This window comes from Streptomyces chiangmaiensis, assembly GCF_036281785.1.
GTDB lineage: Bacteria > Actinomycetota > Actinomycetes > Streptomycetales > Streptomycetaceae > Streptomyces > Streptomyces chiangmaiensis.
This window is the reverse complement of sequence record NZ_JAYWVC010000091.1, coordinates 15028-31170: the sequence shown is the minus strand read 5'-3', so window position 1 is coordinate 31170 and position 16143 is coordinate 15028. Positions and strand designations below refer to the sequence as shown.

General features: G+C 69.2%; 11 protein-coding genes. 5 read left to right on the top strand and 6 right to left on the bottom strand.

Annotated elements, in window-relative coordinates:
* Nucleotides 1-92 precede the first annotated feature (92 nt).
* Complete coding sequence (locus VXC91_RS24185) at nt 93-1550, top strand: hypothetical protein (protein WP_329509428.1); 1458 nt, start codon at nt 93-95, stop codon at nt 1548-1550.
* A gap of 587 nt (nt 1551-2137) precedes the next feature.
* Here the strand turns inward: VXC91_RS24185 and VXC91_RS24180 are convergent.
* Nucleotides 2138-2731 (bottom strand): TetR/AcrR family transcriptional regulator, encoded by a 594-nt coding sequence (locus VXC91_RS24180; RefSeq protein ID WP_329509427.1) that lies wholly within the window; start codon nt 2729-2731, stop codon nt 2138-2140.
* A gap of 446 nt (nt 2732-3177) precedes the next feature.
* On the opposite strand from VXC91_RS24180, the gene VXC91_RS24175 reads away from it, so the two are divergent.
* The 4 genes from VXC91_RS24175 (at nt 3178) to VXC91_RS24160 (ending at nt 8094) form a co-directional block, all read left to right on the top strand.
* Entirely contained in the window at nt 3178-3918 is a 741-nt protein-coding gene (locus VXC91_RS24175) for an SDR family NAD(P)-dependent oxidoreductase (protein ID WP_329509426.1), read from the top strand.
* Nucleotides 3919-4058: 140 nt separating this feature from the next.
* Entirely contained in the window at nt 4059-6362 is a 2304-nt protein-coding gene (locus VXC91_RS24170) for a helix-turn-helix domain-containing protein (protein ID WP_329509425.1), read from the top strand.
* Between the two features lie 139 nt (nt 6363-6501).
* Entirely contained in the window at nt 6502-7200 is a 699-nt protein-coding gene (locus VXC91_RS24165; protein WP_329509424.1) for an alpha/beta fold hydrolase, read from the top strand.
* Between the two features lie 57 nt (nt 7201-7257).
* Nucleotides 7258-8094 (top strand): alpha/beta fold hydrolase, encoded by an 837-nt coding sequence (locus VXC91_RS24160; RefSeq protein WP_329509423.1) that lies wholly within the window; start codon nt 7258-7260, stop codon nt 8092-8094.
* Between the two features lie 274 nt (nt 8095-8368).
* On the opposite strand, the gene VXC91_RS24155 is transcribed toward VXC91_RS24160, so the two are convergent.
* From VXC91_RS24155 to VXC91_RS24135, 5 genes are all read right to left on the bottom strand, one after another.
* Complete coding sequence (locus VXC91_RS24155) at nt 8369-9283, bottom strand: replication-relaxation family protein (protein ID WP_408057459.1); 915 nt, start codon at nt 9281-9283, stop codon at nt 8369-8371.
* 376 nt (nt 9284-9659) lie between these two features.
* The gene (locus tag VXC91_RS24150) at nt 9660-10352 is read right to left on the bottom strand and encodes a hypothetical protein (RefSeq protein ID WP_329509421.1); all 693 of its coding nucleotides are present in this window, start codon (nt 10350-10352) and stop codon (nt 9660-9662) included.
* 120 nt (nt 10353-10472) lie between these two features.
* Nucleotides 10473-10814 carry a hypothetical protein gene (locus VXC91_RS24145; RefSeq protein WP_329509420.1) on the bottom strand — a complete coding sequence of 114 codons (342 nt, stop codon included), beginning with the start codon at nt 10812-10814 and terminating at the stop codon, nt 10473-10475.
* Nucleotides 10815-11362: 548 nt separating this feature from the next.
* Entirely contained in the window at nt 11363-15586 is a 4224-nt protein-coding gene (locus tag VXC91_RS24140) for a serine protease (protein ID WP_329509419.1), read from the bottom strand.
* A gap of 1 nt (nt 15587) precedes the next feature.
* The gene (locus VXC91_RS24135; protein ID WP_329509418.1) at nt 15588-15908 is read right to left on the bottom strand and encodes a CU044_2847 family protein; all 321 of its coding nucleotides are present in this window, start codon (nt 15906-15908) and stop codon (nt 15588-15590) included.
* Between the last annotated feature and the right edge of the window lie 235 nt (nt 15909-16143).

Here is a 16143-nt window from a genome sequence, read left to right as displayed (position 1 = left end):
GGCCCCACTCCCCGCCGCGCCCACCCCGAAGACGACGGCCGCTGCACCACGTGCGCCTCCGCCTTGACCAACCAACCGGAAGGAATCAGCCCGTGACAGCCACACCCCACACACCACCCCCGGCCGCGGCCGCGCACCACGAGCGACCCTTCACCCGCGACCCGGGACGGTGGCAAAGAGAACGCACCCGCGCCCTGCGGACCGGCCACGTCCGCGACCACACCTGCTCGGCCGCCTGCGAGCTGGTGCTCGTCCACGAGCGCACCCCATGGGGCTGGCTCGCCTGGACCGTCCCCGGCGACGGCAGCGCGCCCGAGATCCCCCACCAGATCGCGGTACTCACTCCAGCCGCCACGCGTACGCAGCGCCTTGCCCTGCGCTGGCTGACCAGGCGCCCCGCCCAGCGCATCGCCCGGGACACCGTCCCCCGGTCTTTGCGGTTCTCCGCCGTAGCGGTCGCGCTTGTCAGTCTGGTCGCCGGCCTGTTCGCCATGAGCCACGGAGTCCCCGTCGATGTCGCCCTACCAGCGATGCTCCTCGCCCCGCTGCTCGCCGAACACCTACCCGACCGGCTGGACAGCCGGGCCCGCGAACACGTCCGCACCGTCGAAGGCGACAATGCCTGCCGCTACCTGCAGCGCCTCGCCACCCTGCACACCTCGATCGTCCAGGCCGCCGCCGGCAGCGACCGCCACGAACTGCGCCGCTCCGCCGAGATCGGCCACAACCTGCTGTGGGACGCCGCCAGTCTGCTCCAGGCCCGGGATACCTCCGCGGTCTCAGAGGGCCTCATCGCCCGCGAACGGCTGATGCTGCAACTCGCCCACCAGGTCGCCCAGATCATCCAGCGCACCGTCCATGAGGACGCCACCGCCGATAAGGACCAGACCCGTGACCTTGGGCGGCCGCTCGGCCTGTACTCACCGAGCGTCCGGCCGACGACACCTCACCCCATGACCGCCCCATCGCCTCTGAAGGGAACCGTGCTCATGCCCCAGCCCGAATCCGGCCCGGCCGACCGCACCCCGGATGTCTATCTCCTCTTCGCGCACGAGCCGTACTACCCCGGCCCCGGAACCCAGGAGATCAACACCACCGTGGTGGCCGCCGACTCGCTTCTCCACCCGCAGGTGCGCCAGCCCGACGGCGCCCGCATCCACGACCTCCTCACCCAAGGAAGGCAGCCGGGCGAGATCATCCCGCTGGCCACCCTCACCCACGAGCTGAACGGCGGCGCTGACTGGCCGACAGTCGGTGACTGGGAGAGCGTCACCACCGACCTGATGCAGCTCGTCCGCTCCGAGGACTGCGATGCCCTCAGCCTCGGGCTGCCCGAGATCGCGCGCGCCCTCGTCTGCACGGGGCCCCACAGCCACGTCCGCGCCTATGACGCCGCGGCCGACGACTTCGTTGTCTACGGTTCTTCGGAGCGCGCCGCGGTCCTGGACGACGTCGGCATGCTCCTCACCGGCATGGCGACCGAGCAGCCCTTCTGGCCGGGGGACGGCCTCCTGCCCCCGCTGGTGGGTCGGCACCCCGGAGGGCGATGAGCCCGGTCGCAGCGGGGGGAGCGGGCCATGTTCGGATACGAATCGCGAGCCGTCTGGGCAGAACTGCGGCGCATGCTGCATCGGCTCGTTCACCGGTGTGAGGACGGCCCGCCTGGCCCGTGAACGCCGACGCCCCAGGCCATCTGCCTGGGGCGTCGCGCAGAGCACGGCCTATCGCTCGCGCAGCAGGCTCAGCGGGAGGGGCCGGCTCTCGCCGCCACTCACGGAGGATGCTGACGTCGCCGAGCAGCTGCCGCAGTTCCACCTCCCGCTCCTGGGCGTACGCGTACCACTCGGGCAGGACCACCAGCAGAGCTTCCACTGGCGCTGGCCAGCGCGAACGCACGTGCCCCCCACAGTTGTTGTGGCCGAACCCGAGCACGTACAGGCGGAGCGGTGCGACGCCCAGGGCCCGGGACTCGTCCTAGAGATCTTTGACGGTTGAGGTTACGGCGGTTGGAGGCTGTGGACCGCCAGCGCCCGCGGCGGGCCGAGGGTATGGCGGCGTCGGCGCTTGCGCTGGACTGCCAGCGAATCGTGTCGGTGTCGACGTCTGGACCAGTCGGTGCGCGGGCACCCCTGCCCAGTCAGGTGGAGGGAAGGCTGTGTCGGAGGAGTACTGAGATCGCGTCGATCAGCTCGCGGGTCGATGTCTCCGTGTCGACGATGCTCTGGGACAGGAAGACCCCCATGCCTATCGCCATCAGGGCCACGGTGAGTCGTTCGGGTTCAAGGGCGTCCGGATTCGCCCGCACGACGAGCCGGGTCAGCCCTGCACGCAGGGCCGTACCCAGTTCCTGCCGCGAACCAGGAAAAGTCGGGTCCCGGAGCAACTCAGCCCAGAACTGACCCACCATAAGCCGCGGTACGGAGCCCGGCGCACTCTGCAACAGAGTCTTGTGCAGGAGGTCGATCACCCCCGCAGTGTCGAGGACGTCGGGGCCGTGCGCGGCGGCGTCGAGGACTTCGATGACTGGCGTGAGGATGGCCTCGGAGACTGCGTCGACCAGCTCTTCCTTGCCCGCGAAGTGGCGGTAGATGCCGCCGACGGACATGTTCGCCGCCGTGCAGATCTCCGATATGGAGGTGGCGGCGAAGCCCTTGTTGGCAAAGCAGTCTGCGGCGGCGTCGATGATGGCGCGACGAACACGGTCGCGGCGGTCGTTCGAAATGCGAGGCATGGCGGGAGACGAAGGCGATGGTGGGCGGACTGCGGAGGCGACGATTCTCTCACGAGATCGCCTCTGACGGGAACGATGGACGGCCGCGCCCCGCATCGCCGGAGCGGTCCCGAGCCGATGTCGTCCCCCGCCCAGGGCCGGGACACACGCGTCGCGGCGCCCGCCCATGTGATCCCGCACATGGCAGCGCCTGGCGGCAGGCATCTCACCGCCGATGCGCCTTACCCGGGCCACAAGTGTCGCGCACCGAAGACGCTCGGCCCGTTGCCGTCTCCTCCCCGTCGGCTCGGAATCCGACAGGCAGTGGATCGTCCGGTTGCTTCCGAGCAGGCCGTCGCGGAGCCGGCAGGCAGCGGCGACCCCGGCTTGACTGGTGTGGTCGGCGGTAACTTTAATAGCGAGCGATCGTTTCCTATTAGGCCTGCGGGGCTGCTGAGGAGGAGAGGATGGCGACGCAACGAACTGCTCTCGTCACCGGTGGTGGCACGGGGATCGGGCGAGCGACGGCCGAGCAGTTGGCCGACCGGGGTTGGTCGGTAATGATCACCGGCCGCCGTGAGGGTCCGCTGCGCGAGGTTGCGAAGGGACGGGGCGCGATCACGGTGCACGTCGCGGACGTCTCCGCCGATGGCGCCGCAGGGGGCATGGTCCAAGCGGCCCTCAATGAGTTCGGACGGCTGGACGCCCTGGTCAACAACGCGGGCATGTTCTCCCCCGCCGGCACGCCTGAGATCGCCGCAGGCCACCTGGAGGCGCTTTTCCGTACCAACGTGTATGGCCCGATCCATCTGGTGGCCGCGGCTGCGGACGCACTGGCCGATGCCGGCGGCAGCATTGTCAACGTCTCCAGCGCGGTCGGGAGCAAACCCACCGGTCAGGGGCTCTACTACGGTGCGAGCAAGTCCGCGCTGGATTATCTGACGCGTAGCTGGGCGGCGGAACTGGCCCCGCGCAGGATCCGGGTCAACGCGGTCGCGCCTGGCCCGACCGAGTCCGACATCCTCTCCACGATCGCGCCCCCGGAGATGGTCGAGCAGATCAAGGCAGCCGAGGCAGCGAGTCTGCCGCTCAGGCGTCGTGGAACCGCTGACGAGGTGGCCCGGTGGATAGTCGCCTTGGCCGACCCGGAGGCATCCTGGATCACCGGCCAGATCCTGGCCGTCGACGGCGGTATGTCAGTCTCATAAGCCGCCGAGCCCACCGCTTCTGACTCCTGTGGGTGAGGCGAGCAGTGCACACGCGAACGGGTGATGGACACGGTCCCCGGTACGGGGCATAAGTGGTAGCACACGCGCCATCAAAGATCGTCTGAACAAGATGCGATTTGATGGCGGCGGGTGGGGAGAATTCGCCGCTGAGGGGGTGTCGGGCAATCACCAGACAGCCCGGTTTCGGGGAAGTGTTACGCAGCCATCGGCGCGCGGCACGCATGACGCTGGAGCAGCTGGCCGAGGCGTCAGGGGTCAGTGCCCGGGCGCTGTCGGACATGGAGCGCAGACGGAGCAGGGGGCCTCAGCAGCGGACCGTGACCGCTCTGGTGGACGCACTCGCGCTGGATGGCGATGCCCGCAAGCAGCTGGTCGAGTTGGCGCGCGAGGGCCGGCTGCGGGATCGCTGGGCGCGTCCGACGGGTCTGTCCGAACTGCCGCCGTCGGTAGGCGACTTCACCGGCCGGGCGGCGGAACTGGTCTGGGCGAGCGAGCTGGTGTACGCCGAGAGTGCACCAGGGGTCGGAGTGGTGGGGCTCGTCACCGGCTCCGCGGGCCTGGGAAAGACCACGTTCGCCGTCCGTGCCGCTCATTCAGTGCGGTCGAGCTTTCCCGACGGGGTGTTCTTCCTCGATCTGCTCGGCATGTCCCAGCGGCCGCTGCCCGCCACTGACGCCCTGCAGTTGCTGCTGCGTGCGCTCGGTGTCGCGGACCAGCAGATCCCGGGCGACAGTCAGGCCCGTGCCTCCTTGTACCGGTCGCTGCTGCGGGACAGGCATGTTCTGGTCGTCCTCGACAACGCCGCATCGGAGGAACAGGTGCGCCCGCTGCTGCCAGGCGGCGCAGGCAGGGCGCTGATCACCACCCGGCGGCTGCTGCCGGGGCTGGAGGGCGTGCGCAGGCTCGCCCTCGGGCCCCTGCCGTTGCCGGAGTCCGCACAACTGCTGGCCGGGATCCTTGGCGAACGCTCCGCATCCGACGGGGAATCGACCCTCACCCGGCTCGCCGAGTTGTGCGGCGGGCTGCCTCTGGCACTGCGGATCATCGGGAACCGCCTGGTCAGCCGACCCGAATGGGACGCCGCCGAACTCGCCGCCCGGCTGGCCAACGAGGAACGCAGGCTGGATCAGTTCAAGGCTGGCGACCTCAAGATCGCCAACGCGTTCGGGATGTCGTACGAGCAACTCGCCGACTCCGCACGGCAGATGTTCCGGCGGCTCGCCGTGGTGCCGGGACAGGACTTCGACGCCGCCCTGGCGGCCGTCGCCGGAGGGGTAACGATCGAGGATGCCTGGGAGGCGCTCGACGACCTCGTCGACCTCGGCCTGCTCTTCGATAGCGCCGCGGGCCGTTACCGCTTCCACGACCTGGTCCGCCTGTTCGCCCGCGACCGGCTCCACCAGGAGGAGGCCGCAGCCAAGCGCGAGGCACTGACGGAGCGGGTGACGTCGTGGCTGCTGCGCATGGCCACAATGTCCGGACGGTGGTTCGAACCCGGCTACGGCCGTCCCGGCCGGCCCGGCCCCGATCTCACCGTCCTGACCTCCCTTGAGGAGGCCGACGGGTGGCTGCGGGTGAACGTGGACAACTGGTTGGGGGCGATGCGCGCCGCGGCAGACAGCGGCCCGCACTCCCTCGTCCTTGACTGCGCAGAGTCGATGCACTGGTTCTCCGAACGGTGGGCGCACAGCCCGCACTGGCAGGAGGTCTTCACGCGGGGCGCGGAGGCGGCCGGGGCCCTCGGTGACCTGGCGCAGCAGGCGACCCAGCTGAACTATCTGGCCTGGGTCCAATGGGTGCCGCCCAGCGACCCGGAAGCCGTACTGCGGTGTGCGGCGCAGGCGCTGGAGCTGGCCACCCGGGCAGGCGCCACGGCTCAGATCGCCTGGGCACACGCGTACACCGGCTGGGCACTGCTGCTGCTCGCCCGACCTAGGGAGGCCGTCGCCGCGTCGTCCCGGGCCGCGGAGATGTTCAAGACCATCGGCGACATCGACTCCTACGTCCAGTGCCTCGCCAACATCTCCGACAGCCTCATAAGGGAAGGGCACCACGCCGAAGCGTTGGAGCAATCCCTCGAACGGCTCGCCCTGTTGGACGACCCGGAGTCGGGAATGACACCGAGCGTCGCAACGCATACTCGGCCAGTTACGCTGATCCGGATCGGCCAATGCCTCGGACACCTCGGCCGCCGTACGGAGGCGATCACCACACTCAGCGAGGCAATCGACGTCATGGACACGCTCCAGATGTCCGACTTTCGGCAAGCCGGCGCCCTGGAAACACTGGCTGACCTGTTGGCCGAGGAAGGCCGGACCGACGAGAGCCGCCACGCCTACGCGCGGGCGGCGCGGGTCTTCGAAGCCATTGGCGACATCGGGGCGAGCGACCGCTGCAACGCCCTGGCGACCGTCGTTCCCTGACCCTTCCAAGTCGCTGCCCGCGAAGTTCGGGTGGGTACTTCTGCGTGCTGTTCTGCGTGGTCCGGCCGCCTTTCCACGACTTGACTTGCCTGCACCGGGACAGACGCTAGGGCTCTGTCCCCCCAGGTCTGGAGTGACCATGGCAACCATCAGGAACATCGTCCTCGTGCACGGCGGCTTCGTGGACGGATCAGGCTGGCAGGAGGTCTACGACCACCTGAGTTCCGACGGCTACAAGGTGACCGTCGTACAGAACCCGACCCTGTCGCTCGCCGGCGACGTCGCGGCCACCCGCCAGGTCCTCGACGGCCTCGACGGCCCGGCCGTGCTGGTCGGCCACTCCTACGGCGGCGTCGTCATCACCGAGGCCGGCGACCACCCCAAGGTGGCGGCGCTCGCCTACATCGCCGCGTTCGTGCCGGACAAGGGCGAGTCGGTCAGCTCCCTGATCGCCGACCCGCCGCCCGGGGCACCCGTCCCGCCGATCCTGCCGCCCCAGGACGGTTTCCTGTTCCTGGACCGGGACAGGTTCGCGGCCTCCTTCGCCGCCGACGTGCCCGAGAAGCTGGCGGCGTTCATGGCCGACTCACAGGTCCCCTGGGGCGTCGAGGCCCTCGAAGGGGCCGTCTCCGAACCGGCCTGGCAGACCAGGCCCACCTGGTACCTGGTCGCCACGGACGACCGCATGATCCCACCGCCCGCCCAGCGTGCCATGTCCGAACGGGCCAGGGCCACTGTCACCGAGACCCCCGGCAGCCACGCCGTCTACGTCTCCCGCCCAGCCGTCGTGGCCGCCGTCATCACCCAGGCCGCCCAGGGCCTCAACGGCTTGTCCTGAGCAGGTCGTTCGAAATCCGGCCCACTCCCGTCCCAACCCACCTGGAAGGAGCCTTCCATGGGCCCTGAGCTCACCCGCCGCCACCTGCTCGCCACCGGCGCCGCCGTCGCCGGCACGGCAGCCCTGACGGGACCGCTCTCCTCACCCGCCTCCGCTACCGACCGCCCCACGGCCAGAACCAAGCCGACCGTCGTGCTGGTGCACGGCGGATTCGCTGACGCCTCCTGCTGGAACGGCGTCATCGAGCAACTCCAGCATGCCGGCTACCCGACTCTGGCCCCTGCGAACCCGCTGCGCAGCCTGCCCACCGACGCCGCCTACCTCGCCAGCGTGCTTCAGTCGGTCAGCGGCCCGATCGTGCTGGTCGGCCACTCCTACGGCGGCGGCGTCATCACCAACGCCGCCGTCGGCATCCCCGGCGTCAAGGCGCTCGTCTACATCGCCGCCTTTGTCCCCGACAAGGGCGAGCAACTCGGGGTACTGATCAACAAGTACCCCGGCAGCATCATCCAGGCCGCGACCCGGCCAGTGCCCTACCCGAACCCCGACGGCACCACCGGCACGGACCTGTATCTGGAGGCCGACAAGTTCCGGGTCGCGTTCGCCGCCGACCTGCCCGTCGCCACCACGCGCCTCATGCAGGCCACCCAGCGGCCCTTCAGCGCCGCCTGCTTCACCGACGCCACCACCGCTGCCGCCTGGCGCACTCTCCCGACCTGGGGACTGGTGGCCGGCGCCGACAAGGCCATCCCGCCCGCCCTGGAACGCTTCTTCTACGAGCGCGCGAGCGCCCGCAAGGTCGTCGAGATCCCGGGCGCGTCCCACGTCGCCATGACGAGCCACCCGGGCATCACCGCCCGCCTCGTCGAAGCCGCCGCCGACGCCACCGGCTGAGCTGCCGCCCGCCAGGCCCGGTGCGCACCAGACGGGCCGGGGCACGGCCATGCCGCCGGCCCGCGCACCCGGCTCCGCCTGGTCGATGTCAGGAAACCGGTGCCTCCGGCCCTTGGCGAAGTGCCGGCCGCCCACGATGCGAGGACGCCCTCGATGCCGCCGCGGCCTCGAAGGCCGAGTGCGTCGAGCGAGCAAGGTAGGGGCGGGGTGCAGGATGCGCCGCGCGGGCGTTCGCGGACAGGCTGGTTCCTCAACTATCGCTCGTGCAGAAGACTCACAACTCCGTCCACGGGCGAGGCTTCCCACCGGTCAGAGGAACCCATACGGGCTGAGCGGGACCGTGTTGCTCGAGGTCTTCGAGCACGGCGGCTCCGAGGCGGACTTCGCTGGCTAAGGCCGCTACGAGCGGGTGGTGGGCAACCATGGCCTGCAGATCGCTCATGCGATTCTCCAGCCTGGTTCGGGAGGCACCGGTCAGCACGAAGAGCACGCGCGGAAAGACCGGGTACCAGCGGAGCCAGGCAGGACCGGTGCCGGCCGGTTTGCGACGGCCGACGGGTTGGGCCTCGTGCTGGAACAGGCGCGCGTACTCGATCAGTTTCACGGCCAGCCGCTCGCTGCTCATGGTGCTGCGGTCGATTTCTACGAACGCGCGCAGCTTTCGGCGGTGTTCACTCTCGGCGACGGTGTAGTACATGAGGGCATCGGCGACGACCCGCTCGCCCTCGCCGATCGAGTGGGACACTTCGGGGGTCCAGTCCCAGGGGCCGTGCTCGTGTCCGAGCCGTCGGGCGTCTTCGGCGAAGGCGAGGTGGGCGCGTACGGCGGCGAGCGTGTGCGGGGTCTTCAGCGACGCTGCCGTAGTCGACGTGATGGGGTAGGGCGGCCGCCCCCGCAGGACGGGCAGGTCCCGGGTCAGACGCGCGCCTTCGTGCGTGAGGTACCAGGCGTTGGTACGTGACCGGCCTGCATCCGGTAGGACCGTGAAGTCGACGAAGCCGTTGGAGCGCAGCTTGTTCAGGACTCTGGACAGCAGTTGCCGCGTACCGTCCGGTCGCAGCATGCGGCGCAACTGGTTGGTGGTGGCGATGCGGTGCTGGGCGAGCGCGGCCAGGACCTGGTGACGCAGCGATTCGGCTGGGCTGGGGGCCAAGCTGGTGGCCGGAGTGCTCGGTGTGGGGCTGGGCATGGGCATTCTTTGAGGTAACTCGTGGTTCCCGACCCAACCCCCGACCATTCCGCCCCGACCATGGTCACGAACGCGAAACACTCTCGCGGTTGGCCTCGTGGTCGGACTTCATGACCCCGACCACGCCAAGTACGTTTCGTTTTTTGGGGTCTGCTGACCAGCCTCGGCAAAGTGGTGGGCTGGCGCAGGGGGATGGCGGTAGTAGCGGAAGTTCGGCGATGGCCGGTCCGCAGCAGCCGAGGCTGCTGCGGGGCGTGGTGGCGAGCCACGCCATGCCGGCCATCGTGCGGCATCCGGTCCGCAGGGGATCAACAACCCATAACCGGATGCCGCGTCTATGGGGGCGGTGGGCCGAAACGGCCACCGACCGGTTGTGTCACTTGGCTTTGCGCTGCGCGGCTTGCTCGAGGATGCGCCGGCGGGTCCACCGGCGGCGTCCGCCCTTTTCGGAAGTGGCGTCCACAGTCTTCAGCAGGGGCAGGTTGCCCTGGCCCAGACTGCTGCTGAAGGAGTTCACGCTTTTGAATCCGAGCAGGGCTGCTGCCTGTGATGCGCCCAGCAGTTCGTCTGGGTCACCATCCACGGGTACGTCTGGCAGGGCGGGCGCTGCGCGTTCGATGCTGCGTTTCCCGCTGCCCGGGCGGGTGTCCTTCCAGTCCAGGAGTGTCTGCACGCGCCACTTCGGCCGGCGGTAGGGCCGCTCTGCAGTGCCCAGTTCTTCGACGACGTCGGGATCGGGGAAGTATCCGGGGTGGTCCCGCACGTACGTGTTGACCTGCTGAGGGTTCTTGTAGCCGAGGAACCTGGAGGCCTGGGCTCCGGTGAGCAGTTCGTCGGGATCGAGTTTCGGCGGCTTGTGCTTCAGCAGGCGGGGCGGCTTTCGTTGGGCGAACCACTGGTCGACGTCGCTCTTGTCCCACTGGCGGGCGCGGCCGCGGTGGCCGACGGCCTCGGGGAAACCGCTGCTCTCGCGCTCGAGGTAGAGCGCGCTGATGCGTGCGGGGGTCAGTCCGTGCTCGGCGGCGATCTCTGCAGCCTCGACGAGGTGCGGCGTGGATTGGGCAGCCATGACCTGAACCGTCCCATCGCGTCGCGAGGAGCCGGCCTGCCCGGCTCGCAACGCATATAATGGCGTATGTTCTGGGTGGGTGTCCAGCTGTCCGAGCCACATCCGGGCCCGTTTCTGGCTTCATTCCTCTGAGATGAGGCTGACCCCTCGGCGGGCGGCGTCTTCTGCCATCTCTGAGTAGGCCATGGCCGCTGGGGTCTTCTCCCACTCGGTCAGGGCGAGCAGCAGGAGCAGCTCTACGCGGTCCTGGGATGCGTCGCAGGGCATGCCGGCCGCGTTCACGGCCGCCACGAGATCCCGGGTGGACAGCCCGGCGAAGCGGGCCGCCACGGTGTGGCGCACGCCCTCGAGGCCCTGCTGGTACAACTCGCTCGCTTCGCGAAGGAGCAGCAACAGGTCCTCGCCGTGGCTGGCCGGTGCGGCCGCGGCGAGGTCGAGAATCCTTTGGGTGTTCGTCGTCATCATGAGCAGTATGCCTTTCAGGAAAGATCAGAATGCGGAGCGGCACAGCCCTTGCACAGTGCGCGACGGTCGCGGCGTGCCAGTTCGGGTTCCCTGCGGGGCTCCCTCTGCAGGGTCGCCCGTACCTGCTCCTCGAGGGCGGTGAACTTCGGGCCGTCGTCCGGCAGACGACGCCGGGATCGGGTGCACCGCACTGTTCGGCGTGCCGGATCAGGTCGGTGATACGCCAGTCCGCCCGGAAGCTGTCGCCCCGGGCCTGCTCGACCTCGGCGTGTACAGGTCGGCCAGTCGCGGCCGCCGGCCGATCGAGAGCAGCACATCAGTGCGGGCGGCGAAGCCACACAGCGAGCACGAGCAGCTTTTCCGGACTATGAGACGGCGCGGCAAAGGCTTCAGCTTGCTCGCCGTCTCTGCCACCGACCGGCGCGGTCTCCTCCTTCGCTCGGCTCCGACGCCGCACCTATGCCCACGGCGCGACGCGCACGAGGAGGAGCGGGACGTCATTGAGGAATGCTCGGCGGCTGAAAGATCTCCGGTGGTTTGCCAGTTCAATCCTTGCAGGGCTGGCCCGTGTTCGTTCCGTCGGGCAGTAGTTGGTGCTCGGCCTTGGTGAGTGGTCGGTGCACGGCGCGGCACAGGGAAGCGCGCCACTGGTCGGGGTCGAGCGAGAGTGGCAGCGATCCGGCGTCGGTGACGCCGATGGCTGTGGCGCCGTGGATGTACCAGCGCAGGTCATCGGGAAGGGCGAGGCCAGCGATCTGCGTGGATAGGCCCGGGCGCCATACCTGCATTGCGTCGGCACTGGTGGAGATCAGGTATCCGGCGCGGGTGAACCCGACGAGGTTGATGACGTCGCGGGCCGGCGCTGGCGTTCCCAGAACGTCGAAGTCCGGGAGCCCGAGGAACTCTATCTTCGTGCCGAAGCCGTCCTTGATGTCGCGTAGAACGGCCAGGGTGTCGCCCGATGCATCAAACACCTCGGTCTGAAAGGTGCTGATGACGTCAGGGTCGGCCTGGAACGATCCGATGGAGCCGCGCTTGGTGAGATCCCACAGGCGCGTCACACCGTCCCGCCCACGTACGAGTGCCTGCGCCGGATGCCCGGGGCGGGGCACTACAGGCGTGCCGTTGTCGGCCAGCCAGGCCAACTCCGTGCCGTGAGCAAGCGGCAGCAGGGATCCCAGCGGACGCCCGGTGGCCGGGTCCCACCGGGCCAGTTCTCCGGCGTAGAGCGTCAGCACGCTTCCGTCGTCCGCCACGGCCAAGGTCGCGCCGAAAGTGGGGTGCACCCCCGGCGGTGTGGGCAGCGTGATCGTCCGCTCCCGCGCGAGCCGCGGAGTGGAGTAGACAGTCAGGGAGTCTCCGTCGCTGACGACGAGGTGGCGGCCGTCGGAGGTGAAGAGCACCTGCGACCTCTCCGCCGCCGTCAGGATGTCCTTTTGCGCCCCTGCCGGGGGTGTGGCTATCGCGCCGCTCGAAGTGTCCAGTAACTGGAGCGGCTCCTTGTCCACATCCTCGCCGCCCAGCAGCCGGAATCGCCCGTCGGCGCTGACGGGAAGGCCAGAGGCCATCGTCGGCATCGGGTAGCGGACGGGCTTTGTCGGCCGGGGCGCGGTGAACCGCAGCAGTTCACGTCCTTTGAAGGCGAGAATCCCCAGACTGCCATCCGTGTGCGGGGCCACCACGACGTCTGCGCTCTTGAGGGTGTCATAGATCGGGGCGGCGACCCAGGAGACCATGCCAGTTCTCAAGTCCACGACCTTGACGGTCGACAGGTCCGATTGGCCGGTAGCCGTGTCCGGTTCGGTCAGGGCATAGCGGCCCGTGCCGTCGAGTCGCACGTCCGTGCAGTTTGCGGTCGGGACGGTGCGCAGAACTGTGCCGGCACCGGAGGATCGGATGCGCAGCGCATCGTCGGAAGCGCAGTCGACCACAACTTGACCATTCAGCCCGACAGCAGCGGCCGAGTCGACGCCGATCGGGCGGCTCTCAGCTCCGGTGCGCGGATCGACGCGTACGTAACTGTTGTTCTGGCCAGTTTCCCGGAAGAGCAGTACCTGTCCGGGATGCTGACTGAAGTCCACGGTGTAGAAGGAGCTGTGCCGCAGAATGGTGCCGGAGATCAGGCGCCTGCTGCCGATGTCCCAGAGGCCGAGCCGGTCGACTTCGGACTTCCCAGTGCGGTCCGATCCACCGAAGATCGCGGCCAGTTGGGAGCCGTCGGCGGAGAAGGCGAGGTCGCGGGTGTCCTGCGCCGAGTTCCAGCCAGCCGGGACGGGGAGCCGGGTCGGGCCGTCCGGGTGGCTCACATTCCACACGGTGAGGCCCGTGCGGTCGTCCAGCAGGGCCACCTGCCGGCCGTCCGGGCTGACCTTCACCAGGGGTTCGTGCTCGGTGTTCGAGCGCGTCCGTGCGAACGTGCGGACCTTCACGTGTCCCAGCAGATCAGTGAGGGCCGAGACGGTACCCAGTTGGTCGACCATGACAGCCGACTTCCCGTCCGGAGTGGCTGTGAACAACAGCGCGTGGTCGATGCCCAGTTCCTGGACTCCGTCCACACTCCGCAGTCGCGCGTAGAGCTTGAACAGCGCGCCGTAAGCCTCGGGCTGGGTCCTGTCAGTGTGCCATGCGGACAGCGCGAGCAGGGCGGCAGTGCCCGGGGCGTCGTCGGCCCGACGCTGGGCGTCCTGCCCGAGCAGCCGGGCCGCTTGGGCGTGGAGCTGGCGGGTGACCTCCCGAGTTCGGGTGTACGTCAGGCCCGCCAGGGTGGCAGCGATCAGGGCCAGAATCGCCACCCCGGTGGTGATGAGGCGCCCGCGCCGCGTCCGGCGTGTGCGCAGTATCAGGCTGGCGTTGATGTACGCCCGCTCGTCGGCGGTGATGTCCTGCGACCTCTTCGTGCTCCACGTCAGTGCCTCGGCCAACAAAGGATCCCGCAGCAGGGCACCGCTGCGGTGGCCGAGCTGCTCCCACTGACGCAGGCTGGCCCGCAGCCGTTCCTGCCAGTCTCGGAAGTCGCGGTCTGCGGCCAGCCACCCCCGCAGTCGGCTCCAGCTGTCGATGAGCGCGTCGTGCGCCAGGTCCGCGATTTCGGTGCCGTCAACCGCTCGGGTCGTCACCAGCAGTTTGCGGTCGGCCAACCGCCGCACCAGTCGCCGCTGATCCTCGTCGAGCGTGTCGACGCGTACCGCCCGGCGCGTGAACCCTCCATCCTCCTCCGGTCGCGCGAGCTGGACGAACAGGCGTCGTGCGGGCTCGCGCTCCAAGGGCCGCAGGCTGCGCTCGTACATCTCCTCCGCGTAGTCGGCCACCGCACCCCCGACTCCACCCAAAGCGTCGTACGCCTCGTGGGTGAGCATCCCGCCTCGGCGCCGGTCCCACAACCGGGTCAGCGTGAACTCCACCAGCGGCAGCCGGCCGGGCCCCTCGCCTGCGTCGTCCAAAATCCGTTCCACGAGACCGGGCTCGTGCACGACGCCAGGAGTGACTGCGAGCGGCGCGGTGATTGCCGTCCTGAGCTGCTCTCGTCCCATGGGGGGCAGGAAGGTGACGCCCTCGTCCAGCGAGCTTCGGTTCTGTTGGGTGAGCATGCGGTCGAGCGACCCGGAGCGCACCGTGAACAGCGCCCGTACCGGCGTGGTCGGCGACGCATCGACGGTCAGCGCGGAGATTAGGCTCAGCAGTTCCTTCGCCGCCTCCTGGTCGGCGGTGACAATCTCCTCGAATTGGTCCGCGAATAACAGGAGGCCACGCGGGTATCTCCGGCTGAGTCTGCCAGTGACCTCGGCGTGCCCTGCCTGCACCAGGTGTCTGGTCAGGTCCCCCTCGCGGAGTTCGCCCCTTAGCAATGGTGTCAGCGCGCCCGCCACTGTCTGTGCCGGACTGAGCCCGGGGATCGGGCGGAAGTCCGCGGTCGCCCAGCCTGCCCGGTTCAGCCGCGGCAGCAGGCCAGCCCGCACCAGGGAGGACTTCCCGCTGCCCGAAGGGCCGGACAGGACGACTACCGGCTGCCGGGCGGTGAGCGCCTCCAAGCGCGCGACCGCTTCATCTTGGCCACAGAACACGTGCTCGTCTTGGGCAGTAAAGGAGTTCAGGGCCCGGTAAGGCGAAGACGGCAGGGCATGCTCTGCCAGTTCCGGCCAGGCGAGCAGAATCGAGGACGCGGGCAGGAGGTAGGCGGTGTCCACGCCGCTGCCGAGCCCGGCGGCCACCGCCATGCCGACGACACCGCCGAGATCGGTGTCCCAGACCGGCGAGCCGCTGAACCCTCGCTCAATGGCCGGTCCCGCTTCGCTCTGCATCTGCACCCAGCCCGCACCCTGGAGGGCACGCAGTCTGCCGGCGACCCACACGCCATGGTCACTGCCTGACGGAAAGCCGAACACCCGCACCGCGTGATCCCACAACTCGTTGGCCTCCACCAACCAGGGCACCGCAGTTCCCGGCGGTGGCGCGTCTATCTGGAGGAGAGCAAGGTCCCCGGTGTCGTCGGCGAGCACTGGCCGCCAGCCCACCACAGTGGCCGACTGGACGCCCCGACCACCGCCAGGCGGCGCATCCGGCAGCGTCGGGTTCAGGAGAGGGAAGTCCAACTCCACCCGGCCATGCGGTGGATCTGCCGACCGTGCGTCAACTTCCAGGGCCTGTGCCACCACATGAGCGCACGTGCACACCAGGCCGGGGGCGACGAGGAATCCACCGCCCACGATGGGGCCCTCAGCGCGCCGGACTCGCACGACGGCGCCGAACAGCGCGGACACACCGGCGGTCACGTCAGGCACCCTCGATCGGGCGATTCCACTCCACCACGACGGAGAAGTTGGCCTCTGTCGCGGTACGGGCCACCACCACGCCGGCCTCGGCGGAGAACTTGATCCCGAACTCCAGCCTGACGCTGTCAGGCGGGGCGATACCGCCGCGCAAGTGGTCGACGACCGCCTGCATAGCGGGCCGTATCGGCGCCAAGGCATTCTGGAAAGTGCGGCCCACCGTGTCAGCGGCGTCCTGGGCGCGTCCTGCGCGGGCCCAGCCGTTCTCGTCACGCACATCAACCTCGATGTGCAGGCTCTCCCCGTCGTCGAGCGGGATACTCACGACGTGCGGCATCATCCCCCCTGCCCTGGCGTCAGCGTTGCTGTGCCGTCGATCGTAGTGATGAACGGACAGTGTCGCGTCGCGCTGTCCTTCAGCCGCTCAATTCCCGCCGCGCGGAGCACGGGATATCTCACCTCAAAACCGGACGTTTTGTGCGGGCCGCTCGGCAGAATGGCTGGCCACAGAGACGAGTCCAGGGCCGCGATCACCCTCAGCGAACGCCTTGCCGGCCACC